Raw genomic sequence first — 26800 nt, 5'->3', positions numbered from 1 at the left:
GGGGGAGAGGAGGCTGGCTAGCTAGTGCCGGTTGGGGTCCGTGCGGCCCTCGTCGCCCGCGCCGTTCGCATCAGGGCGACGGCCGTCCGAACCATCCGTGACGGCCTGGACCTGGGTGGGCTCGCGACCGAACTCGGAGCCCCCGGAGGCGGCGTGGCCGGTCTGTCCGGACTGGCCGGCGCCCGAATGGCCCCCGGATGAACCCCCAGTCCCACCCTGCTGCAGGGCGGGACTGGACGTCATCGCCGCCGGGCTCTCCAGGCTGCCGGACGGCCGGTCGTCGCCCTGGCCGAAGCCGTGCGCCTGGCGGCGCGCATAGTCGCCGGTCTCCGCGGTGATGTGCTGCTGGGTCATGCCGCCGGAGGTGTTCCGCTGCGAGCGCCACTCGTGGAAGTTCTTCCCGAAGGTGTCGCGCCGCTCGGTGCGGAATTTCGTGTACTCCTCGTCGTACTGCTGGTGCTGGTGGCGCCGCCACTCCTGGTAGTCGCGGTCGTGGGCCTTCAGCTGTTCCTCGCGCCAGTGCACGTAGTCGTGGTCGAACTCGTGGCCCTGCGGCGGGTGGTAGGCGTAGTCGTGCGGCGCGCCGAACTCCTCGACGCCGCTGGCGCGGGCGTTGAACTCCAGGTCGCCGTAGGGCGCGGCGCCCTGCGGCCGCCAGGTCTCCCGCTCGTTCCCACCCTGGCTGCGGCCGTGCTGGCCCTGGCCGGACTGGCGGTGGCCGCCTTCGACGCCATACTCCTGGCCGCCGTAGCCGCCGCCCTGGCCGCGGCCGTAGCCGCCGCTCTGGCGGTCGTAGCCGGAGCCATACCCCGTGCGGTCCTGGTCGAAGCGGGCGCCGTAGCGGTCACGCCGCCAGGGCTCGCCCTCGCCGCCGCGGGCGCCGCCGCCATACCGGGCCTGGTCGGAATTGAAGCGGCCTTCGTCGCCGAAGCTACGGCCCTCGCGGCCGCGGTTGTCGCCCGGTTGCCGGTTTTCCGGGCGCCAGCGGTCGCCGCCGAACCCTCGATGATCGTCGCGGTTGGCCATCACCTGATCTCCTGATGAGCTTGTGGGCGGCTAACCGGCGAGCCTCTCGCGCTGTTCCTCCGGGCGGTGCGGAGTGTCGCAGGTCACGCAGCCACGCTTGCGGACGTTGTTTACTTGCCGGACATCAGAAACGGGTATCCAGTTATGGCCCAGCTTGGAGCGGCATTGATGGTCCGCAAGACGCCCGTGCAGAAGAAGGCCGACGCCGTCGACAAGGCGCTGCGGGGGATGTTCCGGCGGCTGGAAGCCAAGCCCGTGCCCGACCACATCGCCACGATCGTCGACCAGCTCGAGGCCGCCGAAAACCAACCGCTGAAGAAGAGCTCGGGCGGCTAGGCGCGCCCGGCGACGGCCATGGTGTCGAGCGCCATCACGTCGGTGGCGTCGTCGGCGTCCATGATCTTGAGCAGCCGGGAGCGCGCGCGGTTCACACGGCTCTTGATGGTGCCCAGGGCGCAGCCGCAGATCTCGGCCGCCTCCTCGTAGGAGAGCCCCGCCGCGCCCACCAGGATCAGGGCCTCCCGGTGCTCGTCGGGCAGCTGCTGCAGGGCCGACTGCAGGGAGCGCATAGCCACGCTCCACTCCTGGGTCGGCGAGGCCTTCAGGGTGCCGGCGTAGGCGCCGTCCTCGTCGCGCACTTCGCGGCGGCGGCGCAGGACGTTGGTGTAGTAGGTGTTGCGCAGGATCGTGAACAGCCAGGCGCGCAGGTTGGTGCCCGGCTCGAACTTATCGCGGTTGGTCCACGCCTTGATGAGGGTGTCCTGCACCAGGTCGTCCGCGTCGGAGCCATTGTGACTAAGGGACCAGGCAAAGGCCCGCAGAGCCGGTATCAAGGCTACGACATCGTCCCGCCAACTGGACGTCGTGGTCATTGCGCCCTCTGCTTCGCCCGCCGCGGGCTCTACCCAGTACCTGTTTCGGCGCCCCAAGAACGCGAGCCCTGGGTATCCGTTCCGGCCGAGTTTCGGCCGCAATACCTCGCGGTTTCCGGAACTTGTCACCGAAGGCGACGTTGGCGGCCGCTCGTGGCGCCTTCACAATTGTGTATCGAGCCCTATCTGTGAGGCTGGACGAGGGGCGCGGGCAGGATGTCGAACTCCGAAGACGACGCCCCGGTTCGCGCGCTCAGCCGCAGCGGTCCGACAGCTCTCGAGCGCTACCGGGCCGTGCGCCAGGCGAGCCTCGCGCTCACCCGAAGCCTGACGCCTGAGGACCAGCTCGCGCAGTCGATGGCCGACGCCAGCCCCACCAAGTGGCACCTGGCGCACACCACATGGTTCTTCGAGACCTTCCTGCTGACCCCGCGGCTAAAGGGCTACAAGGCCTTCGATCCGCGCTTCGGCTATCTCTTCAATTCCTACTACGAGGCGCTGGGGGCGCGGCAGCCGCGGCCGGCGCGCGGGCTGCTGACGCGGCCGTCGCTGGACGACGTGATCGCCTACCGCGCCCGCGTCGACGAAGGCATGGTCCGGCTGCTGGAGGGTCCGGCGGAGGGGTACGCGGACCTCATCGAGCTGGGGCTGGCGCACGAGGAGCAGCATCAGGAGCTGATCCTGATGGACATCCTTCACCTGTTCGCGACCTCGCCGCTGAAGCCCGCCTACGCGCCGCCGAAGGCCGCGCCGGCGAGGCTCGCGCCCGCGCCGCTGGGCTGGGCCGACTTCGAGGGCGGCCTGGTGGAGGTCGGCCACGGCGCCGAGGGCTTCGCCTTCGACAACGAGACGCCGCGGCACAGGGTGTGGCTGGAGCCTTTCCGGCTGGCCGACCGGCTGGTCACCAACGGCGAGTGGCTGGCCTTCATGGAGGCCGGCGGCTACGCGCGTCCCGAGCTCTGGCTCTCCGAGGGCTGGGCGCTGGTCCTGGCCGAGGGCTGGCGCAGCCCGCTCTACTGGGAAGAGGCCGAGGGCGGCTGGCAGGCCATGACGCTGCACGGCCTGCGCCCCGTCGATCCCGCCGCGCCGGTCGCCCACGTGAGCTTCTATGAGGCCGAGGCCTACGCCGCCTGGGCCGGTGCGCGCCTGCCCACCGAGGCCGAGTGGGAGCACGCGGTGCAGGGGCTTCCCGTCCAGGGCAACTTCACAGCCTCTGGCCGGCTCGGACCGACGCGCGCCGAGGCGGGCTCTGGCCTGAAGCAGATGTTCGGCGATCTTTGGGAATGGACCCGGAGCGCCTACTCCCCCTATCCCGGCTTCAAGCCCGCGCCCGGCGCGGTCGGCGAGTACAACGGCAAGTTCATGGCGGGCCAGTTCGTGCTGCGCGGCGGGTGCTGCGCCACGCCCGAGGGCCACGTGCGCGCCAGCTACCGCAACTTCTTCTATCCCCATCAGCGCTGGATGTTCTCCGGCGTGCGGCTGGCCAAGGACGGCTGCCGGGCGCGGACGGCCAGCTTCGCTGAGGACGTGGCGCAGGGGCTGGCGAGGCCGCAGAAGGCGATCCCACCGAAGTACTTCTACGACGCCGAAGGCTCGCGCCTGTTCGAGGCGATCTGCGAGCTTCCGGAGTACTACCCGACGCGGACCGAGATCGGCCTGCTGCGCGGCGCCGCCCACGAGATCGCGAGCCACATCCCCGCCGGCGCCGCGCTCGTGGAGTTCGGATCGGGCGCCAGCGTCAAGACGCGCATCCTGCTGGATGCGGCCCCGCAGGTGGCGGTCTACGCGCCCCTCGACATCAGCGTGGAGGCGCTCGACCAGGCCGCCGGCGCGATCGGCCGCGACTATCCGAAGCTCGCCGTCGCACCGCTCGCCGAAGACTTCACGACCGCGCTCGAGCTGCCGGCGGCGGCGGCGGGGCGGCCGGTGGTGGGCTTCTTCCCCGGCTCGACGATCGGCAACTTCACGCCGCACGAGGCGGGCGAGTTCCTACGCTCCGCGCGGCGGCTGCTGGGGGAGGGGGCCGCCTTCCTGGTCGGCATCGACCTGGTGAAGTCACGAGAGGTGCTGGTCGCGGCCTACGACGATGCGCTCGGCGTCACCGCGGCGTTCAACAAGAACCTGCTGGTGCGCATCAACCGCGAGCTCGGCGGCGACTTCGACCTGGATGCATTCGCCCACCGGGCGCTGTGGAACGCCCGCGACAGCCGGATGGAGATGCATCTGGTGAGCCTAGTCCGACAGACGGTGACCGTCGCGGGAGAGGCCTACGCCTTCGAGCCGGGGGAGAGCCTCCACACGGAGAACTCCTACAAGTTCACACTCGAGGGGTTCGGGCGGCTGGCCGAAGAGGCCGGCTGGAAACAAGAACGGGAGTGGACATCGTCCACTCCCGCCTTCGCAGTCGTTCTGCTGCGGTCTTAGGATTCGCGACCGCGGGTGCGGCCACCGCCACGGCTGGCTTCACCGCCCTTGCGGCCGGCGGAAGCCGCGAGGTCGCGGTCCTTGGCGAACGAACGCTTCTCGCCGGGCACGGAGGCCCCGCCCTTGCGGGCGATCTCACGACGGCGTTCGGGGTTCATGGCGGCGAAGCCTCGGCGGGCCCGCGGCTTTCCAGTATCCATACTAGGCATCAGTCTGCTCTCCTCAATCGGGCGACGTCATCGGTAGGTCTGGCGAGAAACCCGACCGGCTACGCTCGTGATGCGCAGGCTCGGCCGTGTCGGGGCGGCGGTTCGTGTCAGTCGTCCCGACGTCCGGCGGCGGCGTTTCTTGTTTCTTTTCCAGCTCGGACATGGATTCTCGCCGTGGTTTGCGGTGTGGCTAACCAGCGAGACGCGGCAGAGGTTGCGTTCGGGCTTTTGTTATTATTCCCGCCGCAAAGCCTCGATCGGATCGAGGCGGGCGGCCCGCCAGGACGGGTAGGCGCCGAACACCAGGCCCACCATCATCGAGAAGCCCAGGGCAAGCGGACCGGCCCACGCCGGCACCGCCGCGGGCCAGTTGCCGAGCTTGGCGATCCCGAACGCGCCCGCAACGCCGATGGTCAGGCCGATGATCCCGCCAACCAGGGAAAGCGCCACGGATTCCATGGCGAACTGGATCAGCACGTCCGAGCGCCGCGCGCCGACCGCCATGCGCAGGCCGATCTCCCGCGTCCGCTCTGTCACGGCCACCAGCATGATGTTCATGATCCCGACGCCGCCCACCACCAGCGAGACCGCCGCCACTGCCGCGAGCAGCACCGTAAAGGTCGCCACCGCCGCCTGACTGGCCTGGAGGATGGAGGCCATGTTCTGGGTGGAGAAGTCGTCATCGTCGCCCGGCCGGATCCGGTGCTGCTCGCGCAGGGCGTTGATCACGTCCTCCTGCACCCGGTCCAGCGTGTCGGCCGAGGTGGACTTCACATAGATGGTCTGCACCGCGTCGGGCCGCATCCGGCGCCCCACGATGCGTGAGCGCACGGCGCTCAGCGGCCCCAGCACCAGGTCGTCCTGGTCCTGCCCGAAGCCGGACTGGCCCTTGGTCTCGAGGACGCCGATGATCTCGAAGGGGACGGTGCGCACCCGGACGCGCTTGCCGACCGGATCGTCCTCGCCGAACAGCTCGCGGGCGACGGTGGGCCCCACCACCAGCACCTTGCGGCCCTGGCGGGCTTCGCGCTCGTCGAACATCCGGCCGCCGGCGATGGTGAGGTCGCGGGCGGTGAGGTAGTCGGGCGTGACGCCCTCGATGCGGGTGTTCCAGTTGGCGCCCTCGGCGGCGAGCTGCACCTGGCCGCGGACGACGGGCGCCACGGCGGCCACGTTCTCCACCTGCTTGGCGATCGCCTCGACGTCGCCGTCGCGCAGCGAGAAGCCGCCGCCGGCGCCCTGGCTCACCGGACCGCGCTGGAAGTTCGGGGAGACGATCACGAGGTTGGAGCCGAGGCCCGCGATGGCGCTGGTCACCCGTTGCTGCGCGCCCAAACCGATGGAGGTCATCATCACCACGGCCGCGACGCCGATCACCACGCCCAGCGAGGTGAGGATGCTGCGCATGGGGTGGGCGATGATGGCCCCCAGCGCGAAACGGATCAGTTCGAAGAACCTCACGCCGGCACGCGGCGGTCGTCCGAGACGATCAGCCCGTCGCGGAAGGCCACGCGCCGATGGGCCTCGGCCGCGACATCCGGGTCGTGGGTGACGACCATGAGGGTCAGCCCTTCGTCGTTCAGCTGGTGGAAGAGCTTCAGCACCTCCTCACCGGTATGGCTGTCGAGCGCCCCGGTGGGCTCGTCGGCCAGCAGCAGGTCCGGGCGGTTGGCGAGCGAGCGGGCGATGGCCACCCGCTGCTGCTGCCCGCCGGAGAGCTGGGTCGGCTTGTGACCCATGCGGCCGCCGAGACCAACGCGCTCCAGCAGCTCGGCGGCCCGCGCGCGCCGCTCGCCGGGCGCCATGCCGCCGTAGATCATCGGCAGCTCGACGTTCTGCAGCGCCGTGAGCCTGGGCAGCAGCTGGAAGGACTGGAAGACGAAGCCGATCCGCCGACGGCGGAAGTCGGCCAGCTCGTCATCGAGGAACCCGCCCACCTCCTCGCCCTCGAACCGGTAGGCCCCGGACGTCGGCCGGTCGAGGCCGCCCAGGATGTTCATCAGCGTCGACTTGCCGGAGCCCGACGGGCCGATCACCGCGACGTACTCGCCGCGCCCGATGTCGAGGTCGACGCCGGCGAGAGCCGCCACGTCCTCCCCGCCCATCGTGTAGACCTTGCGAAGGCTCCGGACCTCGATCATCGGCTACATCTTCACCCGGACCTGAGCTCCGCCGCCCTGGCCGCCGCCGCCCATCGGGCCGCGCAGCTGCGGCTTCGGCTTTGGTCCGCCGCCGACGATGACCTGGTCGCCGGGCTTCAGCTGGCCCACCACCTCGGTGGCGGTGCCGTCGGTGGCGCCCACCCGCACCGGCACCGGCGCGGGCTTGCCGTCCTTCAGGACGTAGACCACGCCTGCGCGCATGCCGCCCGCGCCGCGGCCGCCCATCTGGGCCGCCATGCTGGCGCGAAGGGCCGCCAGCTTCTGCTTCTGCTCCGGCTTCAGCGACGGCTCCAGCTTGGCGAAGGCCTCGGCCTGGATCCGGCGCATCGTCTCGCGCATCTGGGTGCGGTCGCCGCCCGCCGAGGCGAAGGCCGCCTGGGTCTTCTGCCGCGTCTCGGCCTGGGTCGCTTCCCACTGCTTGCGCTGGGCGGCGTTCAGCTCCAGCTGCTCGACGATCCGTGCGCCCATCATCCCGCGCTGCGCGCCCTGCGCCCCCTGTCCGCCGCCGCCTTGACGGCCGCCGCCCCCAGGCGGGCCGCCCCCGAAGCCGCCGCCGCCCATGCCGGGCGGTCCCACGGTTGGACGCGCCGCCAGCTCGGGCGGCGTCCACCGTAGCGCCGCCGCCGGCACCTTCAGGACGTCGGCCTTGCGCTCGATGATGATGTCGGCGTTAGCGGTCATGCCCGGGAGCAGCTTGCCCTGCGGATTGTCCGCCTCGGCGATCACCGTATAGGCCACCACGTTCTGTTCGGTGGTGGGCTGCTTGCGCACCTGGGTCACGACGCCGTCGAAATTGTCGTCCGGGAAGGCGTCCACGGTGAAGCGGACGGTCTGGCCCTCCCGCACCTGGCCCACGTCGGCCTCGTCGACGCTGATCTTCACTTCGACCTTGGAGAGGTCCTGGGCGATGGTGAACAGCACCGGCGCCTGGAAGCTGGCCGCCACGGTCTGGCCGGGCTCCACCTTCCGGTCCACCACGATGCCGTTGATCGGCGAGACGATGGTCGTGCGGCCGAGGTCGACGCGCTGGCTCCTGAGGGAGGCGTTCGCCTGGGCGATCCGCGCCCGGGCGGCGGTCACGGACGCCTGGGCGTTGCGGAACGCCGCCTGGCTCTGGTCCAGCACGGCGGGCGCATAGACGCCCTGGTCCACGAGCGTCTTCTTGCGGTTGTAGTCGGCCTGGGCGTTGGCGAGCTGGGCCTCGGCCTGGCGGAGGCCGGCCACGCCCGCCTGCACGTCGGCCTGGGCCTGGGCCACCCGCGACTGGAAGGTCTGCGGATCGATCACCGCCAGCACCTGGCCCGCGCGGACGGGGTCGTTGAAATCGGCGCGGACGTCGCGCACCAGGCCTGAGATCTGCGAGCCGACGTCCACCGTCACCAGCGCCTGCAGCGATCCCGACGCCGACACCGAGCGGGTGATCGCCCCGCGCTCGACCTCGCCGAACCGGTAGGGGTCCTTCTCCGGCTTGGGCCGCATCTGGCAGGCGACCACCGCCACGATGATCAGGCCTATGACCGCCGCGGCGATCATCAGGGGCCGCGACACGCGTCGGCGGCGGGCAGGCGGCGTCGGGCTCATGCGGAGGTCGAAATCTCTAGGGCTAAGGTCGGCTTAAGGACCAAGCCGCAGTTGCCCCGCGATTTCACAGTGGGGCGCCGTCTTGCGCCGCCGTAACAATGGTATGCGCCAGAGCGCGCGGCCTCTCAGCGCGGGGGCGATATCCGGATCGACCGGACGAATCGCCTGAACACCTCCAGGTCGCGCTCGTAGCGGGCCTTAGTCGTTACGAGCCGGACCGTATGGAAAATGTGAGGTGTCTTGTCCTCCGCCTTGCCCCAGCCACCTTCCGTTCGCGTGGTCTGGCCGATCAGCACGAGCTCGACGGCTCCGTCCGCTCGCTCGTAGTGGCACATCGCCGTCCTGAGGCCGCCGACGGCGTGACGCCATTCCCCGCGGGCCCAGGCAGCCTTGGGGCCGGCGCAGCGTCCTTCGTAGCGTAGCACATGCCGGGCGTCCGGCAGGAAGGCCGAGTTGTAGTCGGCCCAGAGGCTGAGCGACGGTCCGGGCTGCGCACAGTCCTGTCCGGCAAGCCGTGTTCCCACGCCATGTACGTGTGTGCCCGACTCTCCCCAGCAGACCGGCGATCCGTCCGGCAATTCGACCGAGAATCCGTACTCGTCGTTGCTGATCCGCTCCGCAGCTTCCACGGGTGCGGTGGCAAGGACGGCTGTCGCGATTGCAGAGGCAATCGTGGGTCCGAAGGCGCGCATGACCCTAGACCGGCAGCAGGACCCGCGCGGTCAGGCCGCCGCCGTTGCGGTTGACCAGGACGACGTCGCCGCCGTGGCCGCGGGCGATGGAGCGCACCACGGCCAGCCCAAGGCCTATGCCGCCGGTCTGGCGGCTGCGCGACGGCTCGCGGCGATAAAAGGGCTCGAAGACCTTCTCCGCGTCGGCCGGGGGGATGCCCGGGCCGTCGTCGTCGATCTCGACGACGGCGTTGCCGGCGTCGCAGAAGACGCGCGCCCGGGCCCGGCCGCCGAACTTCACCGCGTTCTCCAGCAGGTTCGCGAACAGCCGGCGAAGCGCCATGGGGTCGCCCTCGACGACCACCTTCTCGGCGGCGTCCATCTGCGTCTTCGCGCCGGTCTCCGCCATCTCGTCGCAAAGGCTCTCGACCAGCGAGGAGAGCTCCAGCGGCGTGCGCTCGCCCGGCCGGCTGGCGTCCCGCACGAAGGTCAGCGCCGCCGAGATCATCGCCTCCATCTGGTCGATGTCGGCCTCGATCTTGGCCTTCTGCTCGTCGTCGGGCAGCGAATCGATGCGGAAGCGCAGGCGGGTCAGCGGCGTGCGCAGGTCGTGGGCGATGGCGCCGACCATGGCGGTGCGGTCCTCGACGTACTTCCGCAGCCGCTCCTGCATGTCGTTGAAGGCCCGCGCCGCGACGCCGATCTCGGCGGTGCCCTTCACGTGCAGGGGCGGGGCGCGCGGGTCGCGGCCCAGCCGCTCGGCGGCGTCGGCGAAGAGCCGAATGGGGGCCGAAAGCCTGCGGGCGAAGATGTAGGTGATCGGCGCCATGGCGATGGCCGAGAGGATGAACCACAGCGCGATCCGCTGCTGCCACGGCGACAGGCCGATGCGCGGCACCGGGCGGACCACGATCCAGCGGCCGTCGGCCCGCTGCACGCCCACCTCGAAGGGCTCCAGCAGGAAGTGCTCCTCGCGCACGCCGCCCTCGCGGGCCATCCGGTCGCGCAGCACGCGCAGGACGCGGCGGTCGGAGAACGGTCCGCGCTGCCCGGCGATAACGATGCGCTGCACCGGCACCTTCAGCTCCTGGGCGATGCGCAGGCGGATCTGCGGCGCCATGGTCCCGTCCATCGAAGGGCCCGGCGGCTTGTTCAGCACGATGGTCTCGAGCGGGCGGCGCTCCTGGAAGGAAGGCGGGTGGCCGCGCAGGCCCTGCACGATCTCCGGCAGCCGGTAGAAGTCCGGGGTCGGCGGCGGCAGGTTGAAGATCAGGAACAGGCTGATCGCCTGGGCCGCGATCAGGGTCAGGCCGGTCAGCGTCAGGAGCTGGCCGAACAGCGAGGCCGTTGGGCGGTCCTTCCGCAGCTGCCGCCCGAAGGCGGTCACGTGCGCTTCACCTTGGCGGTGAACATGTAGCCCTCGTTGCGGATGGTGCGGATCAGGTCCTGGCCGCCGCCGTCATCGAGCTTACGCCGAAGCCGGCTGATCTGCACGTCGATGGCCCGGTCGAAGGCGTCGCTGTCGGGGCCGCGGGCGTATTCCAGCAGCTGGTCGCGGGTCAGGACCCGCTGCGGCCGCTCCACGAAGGCCCGCAGCAGGCTGAACTCGCCCGAGGAGAGGTTGACGATCACGCCCTGCGGCGAGCGCAGTTCCCGGCGCACCAGGTCGAGCCGCCAGCCGGCGAACTCGCAGCCGGCGTCGACGCCGGCTCCGTTGGAGCGCTGCTCGGCCCGCCGCAGAACGGCGCGCACGCGGGCCAGCAGCTCGCGCGGGTTGCAGGGCTTGGCCAGGTAGTCGTCGGCGCCCAGCTCGAGCCCGACGATGCGGTCGGTGTCCTCGCCCATGGCCGAGAGCATGATGATCGGCGGCGACCCGTCGCCGGTGGTCAGCCGGCGGCAGATGGCCAGGCCGTCCTCGCCCGGCAGCATGACGTCCAGCACGATCAGGTCGACGGGGCCGCGCTCCAGCGCCTGCTCCATCTCGCGGGCGTCGCCGGCGGTCTCGACCTTGTAGCCGTGCCGCCCCAGGAAATCCGAGACCACGTCGCGGATGCCAGGATCGTCATCCACCATCAGGATGCGGGCGCCCGCGGTCATGTCTTGCTGCATCTCCATGCCGCCCCATAAAGGGTAACGGCGTAACACGTGGATTTCGCCCTTGAAATCACGTCCCGCTCAGCACTTCGTCGGCCACGAAGGGGTTGGTCCTGCGCTCCTGGCCGAAGGTGGACATCGGCCCGTGCCCCGGCACGAAGCGCACGTCGTCGCCCAGCGGCCAGAGCTTGGTGGTGATCGCGGCGATCAGGTCGGCGTGGTTGCCGCGCGGGAAGTCGGTCCGGCCGATCGATCCCTGGAACAGCACGTCGCCCACCTGGGCGAACTTCGTCTCCCGATGGAAGAAGATGACGTGGCCGGGGGTGTGGCCGGGGCAGTGGTAGACCTCGAAGGTCTGCTCGCCCAGGGTGACGGTGTCGCCATCGGCCAGCCAGCGGTCGGGGGTGAAGCCGCGGGCGCCCGGCATGCCCCACCGGGCCGCCGAGGCCTCGATCTGGTCGATCCAGAAGGCGTCGTCCGGATGCGGGCCCTCGATGGGGACGCCGGTCGCCTCCTTCAGCGCCGCCGTCCCGCCGGCGTGGTCCAGGTGGCCGTGGGTGACCCAGATCTTCTCCAGCGTCAGGCCGTAGTGCTCGAGGGCCTGCAGCAGGCGCGGAACCTCGCCGCCGGGGTCGATGACCGCCGCCTTCTTCGTCTTCGAGCACCAGACGATGGTGCAGTTCTGCTGCAGCGGGGTCACCGGCGCGATCACCGCGCGGATCGCAGGCTCTTGGGGCTCGGGGGGCGAAGCGGCGTTCATGTCGCCCCTATGATCGGGATTTGCGCTGCAAAATGAAAGTCTCGGCGGCTCCCGAGCGGCGATTGCCCGGAACCCGCGGCGCAGCTAGCGTGCCGCCCAAAGCCCGCACCGGGCAGAATCGACGGGGAACAGCCGTATGGCGAACGGGATCGGGCGCATCTTCCTGCGCAAATCGGTCGAGCAGATCCAGGCCGAGCACGAACAGGGCGAGCTGAAGCGCTCTCTGGGCGCGCTGAACCTGGTCCTGCTGGGCATCGGCTGCATCATCGGCACCGGCATCTTCGTGCTCACCGGCCGGGCCGCGGCCCAGTTCGCCGGGCCGGGGATCATGGTCTCCTTCGTCATCACCGGCCTGCTCTGCGCCTTCGTGGCGCTCTGCTACGCCGAGCTCGCCTCGGCCCTGCCGGTGTCGGGGTCGGCCTACTCCTACACCTACGCCTCCATGGGCGAGGGGGCGGCCTGGGTCATGGGCCTGCTGCTGGTGCTGGAATACGGCCTGGCGGCGTCCACCGTGGCGGTCGGCTGGTCCGGCTACTTCGTCAGCCTGATGCACGACATTGGGGTGAACATCCCAGCCGCGCTGCAGGCCGCGCCAGGGGTGGAGGTCAAGGACCACGCCGGCAACGTCATCGGCACGGGCATGTTCAACCTGCCGGCGCTGGTCGCCATCGCCCTCGTGACCCTGCTGCTGGTCCGCGGCGTCACCGAGTCCGCCACGGTCAACAACATCGTCGTCGCCATCAAGGTGACGGTGGTCATCCTCTTCATCGTCATCGGCTTCCGCTACGTGGATGTGGCGCAGTGGTCGCCCCTGATCCCGGCCGAGATCCCCGCCCGTCCGCCGGGCACCGACAACGGCCTGCTGGCCCAGATCGGCCGCGCGCTCGGCGACGTGATCACCGGCAACTCCGACTACAAGTACGGCATCGGCGGCATCATCCACGCCGCGGCGGTGATCTTCTTCGCCTACCTCGGCTTCGAGGCGGTCTCCACCGCCGGCGCGGAGAGCCGCAACCCGGGCAAGGACATGCCGATCGGCATCCTGGGCGCCCTGACCATCTGCACCGTCCTCTACATCCTGACCTGCGCGGTGCTGGTCGGCGTGGTGCCCTACAGCCAGCTCGACGTGCCGGCCCCGATCGCGCTCGCGGCGGACAAGATGGGCCTGCCCTGGTTCAGTTATGTGGTGAAGGTCGGGGCCATCGCCGGCCTGTCCAGCGTCATGCTGGTGCTGCTCTACGGCCAGACCCGGGTGTTCTACACCATGTCGCGCGACGGCCTTCTGCCGCCGGCGCTCTCGGCCGTGCACAAGACCTTCAAGACGCCGTGGATCAACACCATCGTCGTGGGCATCGCGGCCATGATCGCCGCGGGCTTCCTGTCGCTGGACGCGCTGTCCGACCTGACGAACGTCGGCTCCCTCGCCGCTTTCGCCCTGGTCTGCATCACGGTGATCTACCTGCGCATCACGCACAAGGAGATGGTCCGGCCGTTCCGCACGCCGCTGTATCCGGTGGTGCCGATCCTGGGCGCGGCCATGTGCGTGATCCTGCTGCTGAGCCTGATGGCCGGCGAGCACACCCGGAACTTCTTCCTGATCTACCTGGTGATCGGGATCGCGGTGTACTTCCTCTATGGCATCCGGGCCTCGAAGCTCGGGCGCGGCATCCGGGTCGCGGGCGGCGAGGGCGAGCCCCACGAGCTGCCGCACCGGGTGGGCGAGCCGCCCGAGGGCCAGGGGTGATCCCATCGAAGGGACCGGCGGCATGAGCCTGCCGGTCCACGAGGTTCTGCCGGAACTCAAGGCGGCGTTGGCGAGGGCCAGCGCCGCCGTTCTCGTTGCGCCCCCCGGCGCCGGCAAGACCACGGTCGTGCCCCTGGAGCTGCTGGGCGAGCCGTGGCGGGGCGACGGCAAGATCATCGTCCTGGAGCCGCGGCGCCTGGCCGCCCGCGCCGCCGCCGAGCGCATGGCCAAGACCCTGGGCGAGCCGGTGGGCAAGACGGTCGGCTTCCGGGTGCGGATGCAGTCGAAGGTCTCGCGCGACACCCGCATCGAGGTGGTCACCGAGGGCGTCTTCAGCCGCATGGTGCTGGCTGACCCAGAGCTGGCCGGCGTGGCCTGCGTGGTGTTCGACGAGTTCCACGAGCGCAGCCTGGACGCCGACCTGGGCCTGGCGCTCGCAAAGGACGCCCAGGCGGTGCTTCGCGAGGACCTGCGGCTGCTGGTGATGTCCGCCACCCTGGACGGGGCCGCCGTGGCCCGCCTGCTCGGCGACGCACCCGTGGTGGAGAGCCAGGGCCGCGCCCATCCCGTGGAGACCCGCTACCTCGGCCGCGACGAGCGGCTGCGGCTGGAGGACCGCGTGGTCCGCGCTGTGGAGAAGGCGTTGGCCGAGGAGACCGGCTCCATTCTCGTCTTCCTGCCCGGTCAGGGGGAGATCCTGCGCACGGCGGAGCGGCTGGCCGAACGCGTGCGGCGCCCGGACGTCGACATCGACCCGCTCTACGGCGCGCTCACGCCGGCCGAGCAGGACCGCGCCATCTCGCCCGCGCCGGCTGGCCGACGGAAGGTGGTCCTGGCCACCTCCATCGCCGAGACCAGCCTGACCATCGAGGGCGTCCGCGTCGTGATCGACTGCGGCCTGGCCCGCGTGCCGCAGTACGACCCCGCCAGCGGCCTGACGCGGCTGGCCACGGTCCGCGTCTCCCGCGCCGCGGCCGACCAGCGCCGCGGCCGCGCGGGGCGCACCGAGCCCGGCGTTTGCTACCGCCTGTGGGACGAGCCCGAGACCCGGTCCTTGCCGGCCTACGCCGCGCCCGAGATCCTGGAGGCCGACCTCTCGGGCCTCGCGCTGGACCTCGCCCGCTGGGGCGCCAAGGACCCCGCGGACCTGGCCTTCCTCGACCCGCCGCCCGCCGCGGCGTTCGCCGAGGCCCGCAGCCTGCTGGTTCGCCTGGAGGGGCTGACGCCCGACGGCGTGCTCACCGAGCATGGCCGGGCGCTCTCCGACATGCCCCTGCCGCCGCGGCTGGCGCACATGGTGCTCAGGGCGGCGGACACCGGCCAGGCGGCCCGCGCCGCGCGGATCGCGGCCCTGATCACCGAGCGCGGCCTCGGCGGCCGCGACGCCGACCTCCGCCACCGGCTGGAGAGCCTGGAACGGGACCGCTCGCCCCGCGCTCGTGACGCCCGGGCGCTGGCCGACCGCTGGGCCTCCCTGACGGGCCGGGCAGGGCGGGGCGAGCCGCTCTCCGACGGCCTGCTGCTGGCGTTCGCCTATCCGGAGCGCATCGCCCGCGCCCGCGGGCCGCTGGGCGAATTCCAGCTGGCCAGCGGCCGCGGCGCCTTCCTCGAGGCCACCGACGCCTTAGCCCGGGAGACCTGGCTGGCGGTCGCAGAACTCGGCGGCGGCCAGAGCCGGGACCGCATCCTGCTTGCCGCGCCCCTCACCGAAGCGGAGATCGTCGAAGCGTTCTCAAGCCAGCTGGAAACCGAGGACCGGCTGGAGGAGAGCGGCGGCGGCAAGCTGCGCGCCAAGCGCCTGACCCGCCTCGGCCGCCTCGTCGTCCGAGAGCAGGTGGACGACAACCCCGACCGGGCCGTCGTCGCCTCCGCCCTGGCCGACCGCGTGCGGCGCGAGGGCGTGAGCCTCCTGCCCTGGGGCGAGGCGGCCCAAGCCCTGCGCCAGCGGGTCGCCTTTGTCCGCCAGTTCGATGAGGCTTGGCCCGACCTCTCCGACGCCGGCCTGGCCGCGCGCCTTGACGACTGGCTGACGCCGCTGCTCCCGGGCGTCCGCTCTCTCGCCGCCTTGAAGCCCGACGTCCTCGACAGCGCCCTGCGAACTCTGATCCCGTGGGACCTCCAGCGCCGCCTCGACGCCGAGGCGCCCGCCCGCTGGACCGCGCCCACCGGCAACAGCTTCGCCATCGACTACGGCGCGGACGGCGGGCCCCGCGTCGAGGTGCGCGTGCAGGAAGCCTACGGCCTCACCGAACACCCCGCGGTGGCCGGCGGCCGCGTCCCGCTGACGCTCGCCCTGCTGTCGCCCGCCCACCGGCCCGTCCAGACCACAAAAGACCTGCCGGGCTTCTGGAAGGGCTCCTGGAAGGACGTCCGCACCGACATGCGCGGCCGCTACCCCAGGCACGTCTGGCCCGAGGACCCCGCCAGCGCCCAGCCCACCACCCGCGCCAAGCCGCGCGGGACCTAGGCGGCCTTCAGCTTCGCCAGCAGAGCCGCTTCGCGCTCGGGCGTGAGGCCGGAACGCAGCTTCGCCTGCCGCTCGGCGGGGAGGGTCCTGACCCAGGCCAGCGTGTCCGCCGCAGTCGTCGACAGTGGCCGGCAGGTGAGCCCCGCGGCCAGCGCCCGGCGGATGTCGCGCCGGTGGAAGCCGGCGCTGTCGCCCTCGTGCGGGATCCACACCGGCATGTCGCTCCAGGGGTTCACCCCCCCGGCCTCCAGGAACCGGGTCGGCGCCCAGGTGAGCTTGCCCGTGAAGCCCACCGCCGGTCCGATCCCCGCCAGCATCTGCGCCATGGTCATGGGCCGCGCCGGGCCGATGCCGTTGAACACCCCGGTAGTGCGGTTCTCCGCCAGCCGCACGATCCACTCGGCCAGGTCTCGGGCGTCGATCAACTGGACGGGATCCTTGCCGTCGCCGGGCGCCAACACCTCGCCGCCGCGGGCCAGCCGCACGGGCCAGTAACTGAACCGGTCTGTGTCGTCGCCGGGGCCGACGATCAGTCCCGGCCGCACGATGGTGGTCGCCGCCTCGCCGAACTGCCGGCGGGCCTCCGCCTCGCTGAGCGCCTTCAGCGGGCCGTACAGCCGCCCGCCGCTGGCCTGCAGGGTCTGGGCGGTCTCGGCCATGGGGTCCGCGCCCCGATAGGGCGCCAGCGCCGCCGTCTCGTCCGCTGGCCGGTCATTGGCCGCATACACGGAGATGGTCGAGACGAAGATGTACTGCTTCACCCGTCCCTTCAGCACCCGCGCGGCGTCGCGCACCCAGAAGGGCAGGGTGGTGGGATTGTCGATGCAGACCTCCCAGTCGCGGCGCTCCAGCGCCTTCAGGTCCCCGGTATTCCGGTCGCCGGTCAGGTGCTCGACCGCGTCCGGCAGGTCCGCCTGCCGGCGTCCCCGGTTGAACACCGTCACCTTGTGGCCGCGTGAGACGGCGTAACGCACCTGATAGGGCCCGATGACCCCGGTCCCGCCGAGGATCAGGATGTTCAGCTTCCGGGGCTGGGCGATCGCCGGCGCGGCCAGGGCGGCGGCGGCGGTCGTGATCACGGTGCGGCGGGACGGCGGCATGGGGCTCCTCGAGACGGAATCGTCCCGGAGCCTATAGCGCCGCCGGCCGCCCCGCCGCGCTCTTGCTGCGAACGGCGTCGAGGGCCTAGGCTTGCGGCCATGAAAGCCGCCCTGATCGCCGTGGCCACGCTCGTGAGCGCCACCGCCGCGCATGCGCAGGCTCCGAGCCTCACGGCCCTCAACGCCGCCGTCGGCAAGCCGGTGGAGATCAGGCCCACGCTCCCGCAGGTCGCAGCCGAAGCCCACGCCCTCAAGCTCGCCGGCATCGCCCGCACCTCCGTCGAGCGCCGGAGCGACAACGCCACCGCGGCCCTCGGCTTCCTTTGCGGGATCCAGGACAGCGCCGGCCGCCAGGGCGCGTCGGCCGCCTTCGGGGCGGACCCGCACGGCCGCTTCCTCGGCGCGAAGCTGAGCTTCGCCTTCCGCTGATCTAGGCGGTCGCCGCGTAGATCATGATCCCGGTCGCCACCGACAGGTTCAGGCTGTCGGCGCGGCCACGCATCGGGATCTTCACATTCACGTCCGGCAAGGCGGCCATGTCGGGCGGCAGCCCCTGCTGCTCGTTGCCCATCAGGATCAGGGCGGGCTTTCGGTACTCCGCGCGCCGGTGGTCGACGTCGGCCGTCAGCAGGGTGCCGACCACCGATCCCGGCCAGGAGGCCCGCCAGGCGGCGAACTCGGTCTCGGACGCCTTCGCCAGCGGCACGGCGAAGATCGAGCCCATGGTGGCCCGCACCGCCTCCACCGAATAGGGATCGCAGCACTCGCCCACCAGGATCACCGCCCCACAGCTGGCGGCGTCGGCGGTGCGCACGATGGTCCCCAGGTTGCCCGGGTCGCGCACCCGGTGCAGCGCCACCCAGCACTCGGCGCGGCCCGGATCGAGGCTGTCCAGGTCCACGAACCTCTGGGCGAATACGCCCACCACCGCCTGCGGGTTGTCCCGCCGGGACACCTTGGCGAGGATGTCCGGGGTCACCTCGATCACCTCGCCGCGGACCGCCAGCGTCGCCTGCACCGCCGCCTTCAGCAGCGGATGGTCGGCGGCCTCGCGGCCGTACATCAGGATCTTGGGCGCGTGGCCCGTCTCCACCCCCTCGGTGACGTTCTTCAGCCCCTCGGCCACGAACAGGCCGGTCTCGTCGCGTTCCTTGCGCAGGTGCAGCGCGCGCACGGCCTTCACGGTCGGGTTGGTGAGCGAGGTCACCGCCTTCATGCCTGCCACCGCGCGTAGAAGCTCATGCCGATCTCGCGCTCGCCGCCGTCCTGCGCCAGCGCCAGCTCGCCCCACTCGATCGTCCCGCCGCGGCCCTGCAACACCTCGGACAGCAGCCCGGAGAGCGCCGCCCCCGAGATCCGCTCCGCATAGGCGTTGAGCACCAGGAAGGCCGCATCGTCCGACAGCAGCTGCGCGCAGAGCTGCGCCAGCTCCGGCAGGTCCTCGAACAGCCGCCAGACCTCGCCGCCCGGCCCGCGGCCGTACTTCGGTGGATCGAGGATGATCCCGTCGTACTTCGACCCCCGCCGCACCTCCCGGGCCACGTACTTGCGGGCGTCCTCGGTGATCCAGCGGATCGGGCGGTCGGCGAGGCCGGAGAGCTCGGCATTCTCGCGCGCCCACGCCACCGCCTTCTTCGAGGCGTCCACGTGGGTCACCGCCGCGCCCGCAGCCGCCATGGCGAGGCTCGCGACGCCCGTGTAGCCGAACAGGTTGAGCACCTTGGGATGGCCGCCCCGCTCCCGGACGCGGGCGTCGAGCCATTCCCAGTTCGCCGCCTGCTCGGGGAAGAAGGCCAGGTGCCGGAAAGCGGTGAAGCGGCCGGAGAACCGCACGTCGCCCCACGACAGCGGCCAGGACTCCTTCGGCCGGCCCGAGAACCGCCAGCGGCCGGAGTCCTCGTCCTCGCTGGCCGGGTCGAACACCGCGTCCGCCGCCTCCCAGCGCTCCGCAGGCAGGCTCGGCCGCCACAGGCACTGCGGCTCCGGCCGGACCACCGTGTAGGGGCCGTACCGCTCCAGTTTCCGCCCGCCGCCGGAATCCAGCAGGGCGTAGTCCGTCCAACCCCGCGTGCGCATCACGCCGGGCGTTTCGGCGACCTTGGGGCCGTGCGCGCTCATGGGAGGCCGCTTACAGCCCGCGCCTCGAGGTCACAACCTATGGGCTTGCCATACCAGAGGTTTTAAGGTCCGCTATTGACGCTAGGGGAACTGGGGGAGGGAACCGAGCTTGTCCGTCGCAGAAACGATCACACGCCGATCGGCGCGCAAGGCCAAGGGTGACGGCCACCTCCGTCGCGCCGAGATCCTCGAGGCCGCCGAGCGCATCTTCGTCGCCGAGGGCTACGACGGCGCGACGATCAGGAAGATCGCCGACGAGGTCGGGGTCTCCTCCACCGCGCTCTACATGCACTTCCCGGACAAGAGCTGCATCCTGCTGGAGATCTGCCAGGGCACCATCGGCGTGCTCCTGGAGCGCAACCGCGAGATCGCCGCCAAGCCGCTCGATCCCGTCGTGCGCGTGCGCATGATGCTCGAGGCCTACATGCGCTGGGGGCTGGAGCATCCCAACGCGTATCAGCTTGTCTATTCCGCTCCGCGTCCGGTAACGGCGCATCCCTGGCCTGACGACACGGTGGACCTCTCAACGCAATGCTACGAGAGCTTCTCAGGGGTGGTGCGCGAGATCGCGGCTTGCGGGCGGCTTCGCACCGGCACGGCCGACTCCGCCGCCCAGGCCTTCTGGATGTCCTGCCATGGCGTGGTGGCCCTGCTGACGGCCCGGCCGAGGTTCGGCTGGTCCGACCAGGACGAACTGATCCGCGTCACCCTCGACGCCCTCATGAACGGGCTGGTCATCGACTGATCGCGCTCGCCGCCGCGCTCGCGTTGGCCACGCCGGCCGCCGCCGCGCCGCGGGTGCTGTCCTTCGACCAGTGCGCCGACCAGTTCGTGCTGGCGCTCAGTCCCCGCGAGGCGGTGGTGGGCCTCTCCACCCGCGCCGACGACGCCGATTCCCGCCTGCGCGCCCTCGCCGCCGGCCTGCCGAAGCGGCGCGTCGGGCTCGAGACGGCGCTGGCGGCGGGTCCTGAGGTCGTCGTCCGCTACTGGGGCGGCGACCCGCGCCTGGTCCGCGCCGTCGAGGCCCGCGGCGTCCGGGTCGTCACGATCGACGAGGCGCAGGGGTTCGAGGATGTCCGCGCCAATATCCGCAAGGTCGCCGCCGCCCTCGGCCAGCAGCCCCGCGGCGAGGCGCTGATCCGCCGGATGGACGGGCGCCTGGCCCGCAGCGCCGGCGCCTGGCGCGGCGCGAGCGCCCTCTACCTTACCCCCAGCGGGGTGACAGCCGGGCCTGGCACCCTGGTCAACGCCGTGCTGACCGCGGCCGGCATGCGCAACACCGAGCGCCGGCCGGGCTACCAGACCGTCTCCCTGGAGGCCCTGGCGCTGCAGCCTCCGCAGGCTGTGGTCCTCGGCTTCTTCGACACCTTCCAGCTGGCCGGCGACAGTTGGGGCCCGGGCCGCCACCAGGTGCTGAAGCGCGCCGTGCGCGAGCGGACGCTGGCGAGCCTGCCCGGCGCCACGCTCGGCTGTCCCGACTGGAGCGCCGCGGAAGCCGCGGAGCTGCTGGCGGCCAAGGCGCCCCAAGGCCTTTCCAGGTGAGGGACACCGCCCTCAACCTGGGCCTGCTGCTGGGCCTGCTGACCATGGCCGCCCTCGGCCTGGGGCTCGGCGAGACCCAGCTCACCGCCGCCCAGTACGTCCAGGCCGTCACCGATCCCGCCTCGGGCGCCGGGCAGGTGCTCTGGGATATCCGCGCGCCGCGCACCGCCGCCGCCGCCGTGGTGGGCGCCGCCCTGGGCCTCGCCGGCGCCGTCATGCAGGGCCTGCTGCGCAACCCGCTGGCCGACCCCGGCGTGCTCGGTGTCTCCGGCGGCGCAGGGCTCGGCGCGGCGCTGGCCATCTCCCTGGGGCTGGCCGCCGTGCCGGGTGGGGTCGAGGCCGCCGCCCTTGCCGCGGCGCTCGCCGCCGGGGCCCTGCTGACCGTGCTCGCCGCGCGCTTCCGGGAGCCGGAGACCCTGATCCTGTTCGGCGTCGCGCTCTCGGCCTTCACCGGGGCGGTCACCTCGCTGGTGTTCAACTTCTCGCCCTCGCCGGTGACCCTCGCCGAGGTGTTCTCCTGGTTGCTGGGCTCGGTCGCCAACCGCGACTGGGTCGACATCGGCCGCCAGCTGGTTCCCATGGCGGTCGGCGCCGGCCTCTGCGTCTACGCCGCCCGCGGCCTCGTCATGCTGAGCCTGGGCGAGGAGACCGCCGCGCTCTCGGGCTTGCCCATGACCCGCCTGCGTGTGGCCGCTGTGGCCGGCGCCAGCCTGCTCGCCGGCGCCGCCGTCGCCATGGCGGGCATCGTGGGCTTCGTGGGCCTGGCCGCCCCGCACATGGTGCGCGCCGGGGCAGGCGCCGATCCCGGCCGGGTGCTGCTGCCCTCGGCCCTCGCCGGGGCCGCCCTGCTGGTCGCCGCCGACCTGGCCGGCCGGCTGATCCCCACCGACCTGGAACTGAAGCTGGGCGTCGTCACCGCGCTGTTCGGCGCGCCGCTCTTCGCCCTCATCGCCTGGCGCGCCGCGCGGAGCTGGCGGGGATGACGCCGGCCCTGGAGCTCACCGGCGCCCGCGTGCGCCGCAACGGCCGCCTCGTGCTGGAGGACGGTGCGCTTTCCGTCGCGGCCGGCGAGGTGATCGGCGTCGTCGGCGCCAACGGGGCCGGCAAGACCACCCTGCTGCGCGCCGCCCTCGGGCTCGCGCGCCTCGAAACCGGCTCCGCCCAGCTCGGAGGCCGTGATGTCCAGGGCCTGTCCGACGCAGAGCGCGCAGCCCGCGCGGCCTACCTGCCCCAGGAGCGGCGCGTCGGCTGGAACCTGCCGGCCTGGCGGGTGGCCAGCCTCGGAGCCCCCCTGCAGGACCCTGGCCACGCCCGCACCGCCGGCCTCGAAGCCCTGCAGCGCGTCGGGCTTTCGGGCCTGGAGAACCGCGGCGTGCTGGACATGTCGGGCGGCGAGCGGGCGAGGGCGCTGCTCGCCCGTCTCCTGGCGGCCGGCGCGCCGCTGCTGGTGGCCGACGAGCCGGCAGCCGGCCTGGACCCGGACGCCCAGCTCCTGGCGCTCGACCTGTTCCGCGAAGAGGCGCAGCGGGGCGCCGCGGTCGTGCTCACCCTGCACGACCTCAGCCTGGCCGCCCGCGCCTGCGACCGGCTGGTGGTGCTGCACGAGGGGAGGGTGGTCGCCGACGCCGGGCCGCGGCAGGCGCTCACGCCGGCCGTGCTCGATCAAGCCTTCGGCTTGGACGGGAGCCTTGCGGATACGCCGGCCGGGCCTGTCGTGGCGGCCCGCCGCAAGCCCTAGTTGGTTGCGGTGGCCGACGCGTTGCTGGCGACGGTGGCCGCCGGCGGGTAGCCGTAGCCGCCGCGCTTCAGGTCGTTGGCCAGGGTGATCGGCGCGGAGCCGCCGTTCAGCTTGGCCCGGTACACCTGCATGTTCTCCATCACCCGCATCACGTAGTTGCGGGTCTCGGAGAACGGGATGCACTCGATGAAGTCGAGCGGGTCGGTGGCGCCGCGCGGGTCGCCGCAGAAGGCGCTCCACTGGGGCGGACGGCCGGGTCCGGCGTTGTAGCCGGCGACCGCCATCACGTACGAGCCGGAGAACCGGTCGACCAGCTGGCCCAGGAAGCTGGAGCCGAGCTGCATGTTGTAGTCGGGCTCCCACAGCTTCTCGGTGGAGTAGGAGACGCCCATGCGGCGGGCGACCGATGCGGCCGTCTCCGGCAGCAGCTGCATCATCCCCCGCGCGTTCGCCGAGGACCGGGCGCGCGGATAGAAGCCGCTCTCCTGGCGGGTGATGCCGAGCACCAGGGCCGGCTCCGGCCCGCCGTCGACGCGGGGCGGGGTGCGGTAGGGATAGCCGCGCTCCGGGAGGATGAACCCGCGCTGGGCCGCCGCGCGGACGACCTTCATCGAGGTGTCCTGGTCGCCGTATCCGCGGACCGCGTCCACCAACAGGGCTTCCTCCACCGCGCTCGGCAGCATGTCGTCCAGGTTCAGGGCGAAGGTGCGGAACAGCTCCATCTGCCCCTGGTCGTAGAACAGGCGCATGGCCTGCACGGCCTCGCGGCCTTCGAAGCGGGCGCGGTCCGCCGGCGTGATCTTCGGGTCCGACCCCGGCGTCAGGCGCTGGCCGAGCTTCTCGCCCGCCAGCTGGCCGTAGAAGGTGGTCTGGTGCTGGGCGGCCGAGGCGTAGAAGTCCTGCGCCGCCTGGTGGTCGCCCTTGGCCTCGGCCGCGCGGCCCTGCCAGTAAAACGCCCGGGCCTTGGTGATCGGCGAAGAGCCGATGCGCTCGATGTTGGCGAAGTGGCGGGCGGCCTTGTCGGCGTCGTTGAGGCGGGTGAGCGCGATCCAGCCGGCGTAGAACTCGGCCTCGGTGGCGTCGGTCCCGCTGTTCAGGCCGGTGTCGGCCGCCGCGGCGTAGGCGGCCTTGTAGTCGCCGTTGCGCAGGGAGGTGAGGACCAGGCGGTAGCGCTCGTCCCAGATGCGGCTCGCCTGCTCGTCGGTGACCACCTCCTTAGGGAAGTACTGCAGCTGGCCGATGGCCATCTGGTCGAGTCCCTTGCGCCGCAGGTAGGCGGCGCGCTCGAAGGCCACGCCCGGCGTCTGGGACTGTGCGCCGGGTAGCGCGGCGGTGAGGTCGTTGGCGTTGCCGGCGTCGGTGCGCAGCGCGATCCGCGCCAGGGCCGCCTGCTGGTGCTCGGCGGGCAGCAGGGCGACCATCTCGCGCGCCGCCGGGCCTTGCGGCCCGTAGAGGAGGACGTCGGCGCGGCGGACGTGGTCGTCCACGGTCAGCACGTCGGCGAAGCGCGCCAGCATCGAGCGCTGGGCGTCGGCCTCGAAGCTCTCGTCGCGCCACCAGCGCTTGATCAGCTTGGCGGCGTCGTCGGTGCGGCCCAGCACCCGGTAGGCCGAGGCCAGCGCCATGGCGCCTTCCGCGGTGGAGGGCTGGCGCACGCCGAACCACTCGACGATCTGCGCGGGGCTCTTGCCGGAGGTCTCCAGCAGGCGCTCGGCGGCGGCGGTACGGCGGCTCTCGCGAGGCCAGCCTTCGAGTTCGCGCCGGGCCTGGTCGGCCTCGAAGAAGGACAGCGAGGTCGGGTTCGAATCGACCAGCACCCAGGTGGCGGCCTTCTTGGCCACCGGATCGGTGATGGCGGCGATGGAGACGCGCGCGTCGCCCACCCGGCCGCGGCGGCCCGATTCGACGGCGGAGCGGAAGGCGACCAGGTCGGCCTGGCTCAGCGGGCGGCGCACCGTCTGGTTGGCGTGCGGCGCCTCGACCGCGGGCTGCTGGGACGCCTGGTCCAGCAGATCCCCGATGGAATCCGTCGGCTGGGCGTGGGCCGCCATGCCGGCGAGGACCACCGTCCCGGTAACCACGAACGCTTTACGGAGCTTGGCGTGCAACTCTCGCCCCCCAGACTGACGTAGCCGACATGGTCATTGCGGGCCTGCCCCGCAACGCCATAATGTCCGGCCAATTCTGAACGCCGCTTCAACAAGCGCTCATCACGGCAAATTCATCACCCATGTCCGACCCTATGTTCAGGGGCGTGTTCCCGGCGCTCGTCACCCCGTTCCGCAACGGGGCCGTTGACGAGGACGCTTTCGTCGCCCTGGTCGAGCGCCAGATCGCCGGCGGCGTCCATGGGCTCGTGCCCGTAGGCACCACTGGGGAAAGCGCGACCCTCAGCCATGAGGAGCACCGCCGGGTCATCGAGCTGTGCGTGCAGACCGCCCGTGGCCGCGTGCCGGTGGTCGCCGGGACCGGCTCCAACTCCACGGACGAGGCCATCGAGCTGATGCGCCACGCCAAGACCGTGGGCGCCGACGCGGCGCTGGTGGTGACGCCCTACTACAACCGCCCCAGCCAGGAGGGACTCTACGCCCACTACAAGGCGCTGAACGACGCCGTGCAGCTGCCGATGCTGGTTTACAACGTCCCCGGCCGCACCGGCGTCGACATCTCCAACGCCGTCCTGGAGCGGCTGGCCAAGCTGCCGAACATCGTCGGCATCAAGGACGCGACGTCCGACCTCGGCCGCGCCAGCCTGCAGCGGCTGGAGTGCGGCGCAGACTGGGTCATGCTGTCCGGCAACGACGACACCGGCCTGGGCTACATGGCCCACGGGGGCCATGGCTGCATCTCGGTGACGGTGAACGTCGCGCCCGAGCAGGTCTCGGCCATGTACAACGCCTGCCTCGCCGGCGACTGGGAGGCCGCCCTGCAGGCGCAGGACAGCCTGATCCGCCTGCATAAGGCGCTGTTCTCGGACGCCTCGCCGTCGCCCACCAAGTTCGCGCTCGCCCACCTGGGCCTCTGCAGCGAGGAGGTCCGCCTGCCGCTCGCGCCGGCATCGGAAGCCTCCCGCCAGGAGGTCCTAGCCGGCATGCGGGACGCCGGGGTCATCTGAGGATGGCCGGCAAGCTGATCGCCGAGAACCGGCGCGCCCGGTTCGACTACTTCCTGGAAGACACCTTCGAGGCCGGCCTGTCGCTGACCGGCTCGGAGGTGAAGAGCCTGCGCAACGGCAAGGCCAACATCGCCGAGAGCTATGCGGCGGTAGAGGGGAACCAGATCGTCCTCGTCAACGCCGACATCCCGCCCTACCAGCAGGCCGGCCCGCACTTCAACCACGAGCCCCGGCGGCCGCGGAAGCTGCTGCTGCACCGCAAGCAGATCGAGAAGCTGATCGGCTCTGTGCAGCGCGAGGGCCGCACGATCATCCCGACCAAGCTCTACTGGAACGACAAGGGCCTTGCGAAGCTGGAGATCGCGCTGGCCAAGGGCAAGAACGTCCGCGACAAGCGCGACACCGTCGCCGAGCGCGACTGGCAGCGCGACAAGGCGCGCCTCATGCGTGACCGCGGCTGAGATCGAGGCCATGGAGCGGGCGACCGTGGCCGCCGTCGCCCCGCCCGAGGTGCTCGAGATCGGCGGCTGGCTGGTCCCGCTCGACGACACCAGCGTCGGCCGGGCGAAGAGCGCCGTGCCGCTGTCACACACGCCGAGCTTCGACGCCCTGCCGCAGATCCTCGCCGCCTTCGAGGCTCGCGGCCTGGCGTCGTCGCTGCGGATCGCCGATACGCCCTCCTTGGAAGATGCGCGCAACTATCTGACAGAGCAGGGCTTCCATGCCTACAAGCCGACCCTCGTGAAGGTGGGCGACGTGGACCGCCTCGCCGCCTTCGCCGACGGCGAGGTCGAGCTGATGACCACCCCCGACGACGGCTGGGCTTCGGTGTTCCTGGGAGAAGGGTTCGACCCGCAGGACGGCGCCCAGCGGGTGCGGGTGCTCAAGCGCTCGCCAGATGCCGTCTACGCCGCGGTCCGCAAGGACGGCCGCACGCTCGCCGTGGGCGCCGCCAGCTTTGGCCACGGCTGGGGCGGCATCCACGGCATGCGGACCTTGCCGGCCGCGCGGGGCCGGGGTCACGCCGGCGCCATCCTCGCCGCGTTCGGCCGCGAGATGCAGCGCCGCGGGATCGCCCGCGTCCAGCTCCAGGTGGAGGAGCCCAATCCGGCCCGATCGCTCTACCGAAAGGCCGGCTTCGAAGCCGCCTGGCGCTACCTCTACTGGGTGCGGTAGC

Annotated in this window: 26 protein-coding genes; 12 read left to right on the top strand and 14 right to left on the bottom strand. The window is 71.8% G+C overall.

Annotation, left to right across the window (positions count from 1 at the left end; translation table 11 throughout):
* Positions 1-21 precede the first annotated feature (21 nt).
* Positions 22-1026 (bottom strand): hypothetical protein, encoded by a 1005-nt coding sequence (locus VIL76_RS02390; protein WP_332043388.1) that lies wholly within the window; start codon positions 1024-1026, stop codon positions 22-24.
* A gap of 168 nt (positions 1027-1194) precedes the next feature.
* Here VIL76_RS02390 and VIL76_RS02385 point away from each other — a divergent pair, with 168 nt between their 5' ends.
* Positions 1195-1362 carry a hypothetical protein gene (locus tag VIL76_RS02385; protein WP_332043387.1) on the top strand — a complete coding sequence of 56 codons (168 nt, stop codon included), beginning with the start codon at positions 1195-1197 and terminating at the stop codon, positions 1360-1362.
* Here the strand turns inward: VIL76_RS02385 and VIL76_RS02380 are convergent.
* Positions 1359-1898 (bottom strand): sigma-70 family RNA polymerase sigma factor, encoded by a 540-nt coding sequence (locus VIL76_RS02380; protein ID WP_332043386.1) that lies wholly within the window; start codon positions 1896-1898, stop codon positions 1359-1361. The genes VIL76_RS02385 and VIL76_RS02380 overlap by 4 nt on opposite strands.
* A gap of 216 nt (positions 1899-2114) precedes the next feature.
* Here VIL76_RS02380 and egtB point away from each other — a divergent pair, with 216 nt between their 5' ends.
* Positions 2115-4322 carry an ergothioneine biosynthesis protein EgtB gene (egtB, locus tag VIL76_RS02375; RefSeq protein WP_332043385.1) on the top strand — a complete coding sequence of 736 codons (2208 nt, stop codon included), beginning with the start codon at positions 2115-2117 and terminating at the stop codon, positions 4320-4322.
* Here the strand turns inward: egtB and VIL76_RS02370 are convergent.
* The 8 genes from VIL76_RS02370 to VIL76_RS02335 form a co-directional block, all read right to left on the bottom strand.
* The gene (locus VIL76_RS02370; RefSeq protein WP_332043384.1) at positions 4319-4531 is read right to left on the bottom strand and encodes a general stress protein; all 213 of its coding nucleotides are present in this window, start codon (positions 4529-4531) and stop codon (positions 4319-4321) included. The two genes, egtB and VIL76_RS02370, sit on opposite strands and share 4 nt — an antisense overlap.
* Before the next feature lie 234 nt (positions 4532-4765).
* Entirely contained in the window at positions 4766-5992 is a 1227-nt protein-coding gene (locus tag VIL76_RS02365; protein ID WP_332043383.1) for an ABC transporter permease, read from the bottom strand.
* On the bottom strand, positions 5989-6672 hold the full coding sequence (locus tag VIL76_RS02360; RefSeq protein WP_332043382.1) for an ABC transporter ATP-binding protein: 684 nt from the start codon (positions 6670-6672) through the stop codon (positions 5989-5991). Before VIL76_RS02360 ends, VIL76_RS02365 begins: the two co-directional genes overlap by 4 nt.
* 3 nt (positions 6673-6675) lie before the next feature.
* The gene (locus VIL76_RS02355) at positions 6676-8274 is read right to left on the bottom strand and encodes an efflux RND transporter periplasmic adaptor subunit (protein WP_332043381.1); all 1599 of its coding nucleotides are present in this window, start codon (positions 8272-8274) and stop codon (positions 6676-6678) included.
* A 125-nt stretch (positions 8275-8399) separates the two neighbouring features.
* Complete coding sequence (locus tag VIL76_RS02350) at positions 8400-8966, bottom strand: hypothetical protein (protein ID WP_332043380.1); 567 nt, start codon at positions 8964-8966, stop codon at positions 8400-8402.
* A gap of 4 nt (positions 8967-8970) precedes the next feature.
* Complete coding sequence (locus VIL76_RS02345; protein WP_332043379.1) at positions 8971-10332, bottom strand: HAMP domain-containing sensor histidine kinase; 1362 nt, start codon at positions 10330-10332, stop codon at positions 8971-8973.
* The gene (locus VIL76_RS02340; protein WP_332043378.1) at positions 10329-11060 is read right to left on the bottom strand and encodes a response regulator; all 732 of its coding nucleotides are present in this window, start codon (positions 11058-11060) and stop codon (positions 10329-10331) included. Before VIL76_RS02340 ends, VIL76_RS02345 begins: the two co-directional genes overlap by 4 nt.
* Before the next feature lie 49 nt (positions 11061-11109).
* Positions 11110-11799 (bottom strand): MBL fold metallo-hydrolase, encoded by a 690-nt coding sequence (locus VIL76_RS02335; RefSeq protein ID WP_332043377.1) that lies wholly within the window; start codon positions 11797-11799, stop codon positions 11110-11112.
* Positions 11800-11935: 136 nt separating this feature from the next.
* Between VIL76_RS02335 and VIL76_RS02330 the strand changes: the two genes are divergently transcribed.
* The gene (locus tag VIL76_RS02330; protein ID WP_332043376.1) at positions 11936-13543 is read left to right on the top strand and encodes an APC family permease; all 1608 of its coding nucleotides are present in this window, start codon (positions 11936-11938) and stop codon (positions 13541-13543) included.
* Positions 13544-13565: 22 nt separating this feature from the next.
* Entirely contained in the window at positions 13566-16010 is a 2445-nt protein-coding gene (gene hrpB, locus VIL76_RS02325; protein ID WP_332043375.1) for an ATP-dependent helicase HrpB, read from the top strand.
* Here the strand turns inward: hrpB and VIL76_RS02320 are convergent.
* Positions 16007-17110 carry an NAD-dependent epimerase/dehydratase family protein gene (locus VIL76_RS02320; RefSeq protein WP_332043374.1) on the bottom strand — a complete coding sequence of 368 codons (1104 nt, stop codon included), beginning with the start codon at positions 17108-17110 and terminating at the stop codon, positions 16007-16009. The genes hrpB and VIL76_RS02320 overlap by 4 nt on opposite strands.
* Positions 17111-17209: 99 nt before the next feature.
* Between VIL76_RS02320 and VIL76_RS02315 the strand changes: the two genes are divergently transcribed.
* Complete coding sequence (locus tag VIL76_RS02315; protein WP_332043373.1) at positions 17210-17539, top strand: hypothetical protein; 330 nt, start codon at positions 17210-17212, stop codon at positions 17537-17539.
* Between the two features lies 1 nt (position 17540).
* Here VIL76_RS02315 and VIL76_RS02310 read toward each other — a convergent pair whose 3' ends face one another.
* Positions 17541-18326, bottom strand: coding sequence for an RNA methyltransferase (locus VIL76_RS02310; RefSeq protein WP_332043372.1), 786 nt, complete (start codon positions 18324-18326; stop codon positions 17541-17543).
* The gene (locus VIL76_RS02305; protein WP_332043371.1) at positions 18323-19228 is read right to left on the bottom strand and encodes a class I SAM-dependent methyltransferase; all 906 of its coding nucleotides are present in this window, start codon (positions 19226-19228) and stop codon (positions 18323-18325) included. Before VIL76_RS02305 ends, VIL76_RS02310 begins: the two co-directional genes overlap by 4 nt.
* Positions 19229-19337: 109 nt before the next feature.
* On the opposite strand from VIL76_RS02305, the gene VIL76_RS02300 reads away from it, so the two are divergent.
* Genes VIL76_RS02300 through VIL76_RS02285 form a run of 4 tightly spaced genes read left to right on the top strand, consistent with a single transcriptional unit; the run spans position 19338 to position 22508 of the window.
* The gene (locus VIL76_RS02300) at positions 19338-19973 is read left to right on the top strand and encodes a TetR/AcrR family transcriptional regulator (RefSeq protein WP_332043370.1); all 636 of its coding nucleotides are present in this window, start codon (positions 19338-19340) and stop codon (positions 19971-19973) included.
* A gap of 23 nt (positions 19974-19996) precedes the next feature.
* On the top strand, positions 19997-20770 hold the full coding sequence (locus tag VIL76_RS02295) for an ABC transporter substrate-binding protein (RefSeq protein ID WP_332043369.1): 774 nt from the start codon (positions 19997-19999) through the stop codon (positions 20768-20770).
* On the top strand, positions 20767-21753 hold the full coding sequence (locus VIL76_RS02290; protein WP_332043368.1) for an iron ABC transporter permease: 987 nt from the start codon (positions 20767-20769) through the stop codon (positions 21751-21753). The genes VIL76_RS02295 and VIL76_RS02290 overlap by 4 nt, the downstream gene beginning before the upstream one ends.
* Positions 21750-22508 carry an ABC transporter ATP-binding protein gene (locus tag VIL76_RS02285; RefSeq protein WP_332043367.1) on the top strand — a complete coding sequence of 253 codons (759 nt, stop codon included), beginning with the start codon at positions 21750-21752 and terminating at the stop codon, positions 22506-22508. Before VIL76_RS02290 ends, VIL76_RS02285 begins: the two co-directional genes overlap by 4 nt.
* Here the strand turns inward: VIL76_RS02285 and VIL76_RS02280 are convergent.
* Positions 22505-24616 carry a lytic transglycosylase domain-containing protein gene (locus VIL76_RS02280; RefSeq protein ID WP_332043366.1) on the bottom strand — a complete coding sequence of 704 codons (2112 nt, stop codon included), beginning with the start codon at positions 24614-24616 and terminating at the stop codon, positions 22505-22507. The two genes, VIL76_RS02285 and VIL76_RS02280, sit on opposite strands and share 4 nt — an antisense overlap.
* Positions 24617-24738: 122 nt before the next feature.
* Here VIL76_RS02280 and dapA point away from each other — a divergent pair, with 122 nt between their 5' ends.
* The 3 genes from dapA to VIL76_RS02265 are packed head-to-tail and all read left to right on the top strand — an operon-like array spanning position 24739 to position 26799.
* Positions 24739-25623: a 4-hydroxy-tetrahydrodipicolinate synthase gene (dapA, locus tag VIL76_RS02275; protein ID WP_332043365.1), complete on the top strand. Its 885-nt coding sequence runs from the start codon at positions 24739-24741 to the stop codon at positions 25621-25623.
* Positions 25624-25625: 2 nt separating this feature from the next.
* Positions 25626-26084 carry an SsrA-binding protein SmpB gene (gene smpB / locus VIL76_RS02270; RefSeq protein ID WP_332043364.1) on the top strand — a complete coding sequence of 153 codons (459 nt, stop codon included), beginning with the start codon at positions 25626-25628 and terminating at the stop codon, positions 26082-26084.
* The gene (locus VIL76_RS02265) at positions 26071-26799 is read left to right on the top strand and encodes a GNAT family N-acetyltransferase (RefSeq protein WP_332043363.1); all 729 of its coding nucleotides are present in this window, start codon (positions 26071-26073) and stop codon (positions 26797-26799) included. The genes smpB and VIL76_RS02265 overlap by 14 nt, the downstream gene beginning before the upstream one ends.
* The last annotated feature ends 1 nt before the right edge of the window (position 26800 follow it).

The organism is Phenylobacterium sp. (genome assembly GCF_036563285.1).
Classification (GTDB): Bacteria; Pseudomonadota; Alphaproteobacteria; order Caulobacterales; family Caulobacteraceae; genus Phenylobacterium.
The sequence above is the reverse complement of the archived record's forward strand: the minus strand, read 5'-3'. Positions and strand labels throughout refer to the sequence as shown.

Bases quoted from the DNA above. Each gene is read 5' to 3' on its own strand.
- VIL76_RS02390 (WP_332043388.1), bottom strand. From the start codon at position 1,026: ATGGCCAACCGCGACGATCATCGAGGGTTCGGCGGCGACCGCTGGCGC.
- VIL76_RS02385 (WP_332043387.1), top strand. From the start codon at position 1,195: ATGGTCCGCAAGACGCCCGTGCAGAAGAAGGCCGACGCCGTCGACAAG.
- VIL76_RS02380 (WP_332043386.1), bottom strand. From the start codon at position 1,898: ATGACCACGACGTCCAGTTGGCGGGACGATGTCGTAGCCTTGATACCG.
- egtB (WP_332043385.1), top strand. From the start codon at position 2,115: ATGTCGAACTCCGAAGACGACGCCCCGGTTCGCGCGCTCAGCCGCAGC.
- VIL76_RS02370 (WP_332043384.1), bottom strand. From the start codon at position 4,531: ATGCCTAGTATGGATACTGGAAAGCCGCGGGCCCGCCGAGGCTTCGCC.
- VIL76_RS02360 (WP_332043382.1), bottom strand. From the start codon at position 6,672: ATGATCGAGGTCCGGAGCCTTCGCAAGGTCTACACGATGGGCGGGGAG.
- VIL76_RS02355 (WP_332043381.1), bottom strand. From the start codon at position 8,274: ATGAGCCCGACGCCGCCTGCCCGCCGCCGACGCGTGTCGCGGCCCCTG.
- VIL76_RS02350 (WP_332043380.1), bottom strand. From the start codon at position 8,966: ATGCGCGCCTTCGGACCCACGATTGCCTCTGCAATCGCGACAGCCGTC.
- VIL76_RS02340 (WP_332043378.1), bottom strand. From the start codon at position 11,060: ATGGAGATGCAGCAAGACATGACCGCGGGCGCCCGCATCCTGATGGTG.
- VIL76_RS02335 (WP_332043377.1), bottom strand. From the start codon at position 11,799: ATGAACGCCGCTTCGCCCCCCGAGCCCCAAGAGCCTGCGATCCGCGCG.
- VIL76_RS02330 (WP_332043376.1), top strand. From the start codon at position 11,936: ATGGCGAACGGGATCGGGCGCATCTTCCTGCGCAAATCGGTCGAGCAG.
- hrpB (WP_332043375.1), top strand. From the start codon at position 13,566: ATGAGCCTGCCGGTCCACGAGGTTCTGCCGGAACTCAAGGCGGCGTTG.
- VIL76_RS02320 (WP_332043374.1), bottom strand. From the start codon at position 17,110: ATGCCGCCGTCCCGCCGCACCGTGATCACGACCGCCGCCGCCGCCCTG.
- VIL76_RS02315 (WP_332043373.1), top strand. From the start codon at position 17,210: ATGAAAGCCGCCCTGATCGCCGTGGCCACGCTCGTGAGCGCCACCGCC.
- VIL76_RS02310 (WP_332043372.1), bottom strand. From the start codon at position 18,326: ATGAAGGCGGTGACCTCGCTCACCAACCCGACCGTGAAGGCCGTGCGC.
- VIL76_RS02305 (WP_332043371.1), bottom strand. From the start codon at position 19,228: ATGAGCGCGCACGGCCCCAAGGTCGCCGAAACGCCCGGCGTGATGCGC.
- VIL76_RS02285 (WP_332043367.1), top strand. From the start codon at position 21,750: ATGACGCCGGCCCTGGAGCTCACCGGCGCCCGCGTGCGCCGCAACGGC.
- dapA (WP_332043365.1), top strand. From the start codon at position 24,739: ATGTCCGACCCTATGTTCAGGGGCGTGTTCCCGGCGCTCGTCACCCCG.
- smpB (WP_332043364.1), top strand. From the start codon at position 25,626: ATGGCCGGCAAGCTGATCGCCGAGAACCGGCGCGCCCGGTTCGACTAC.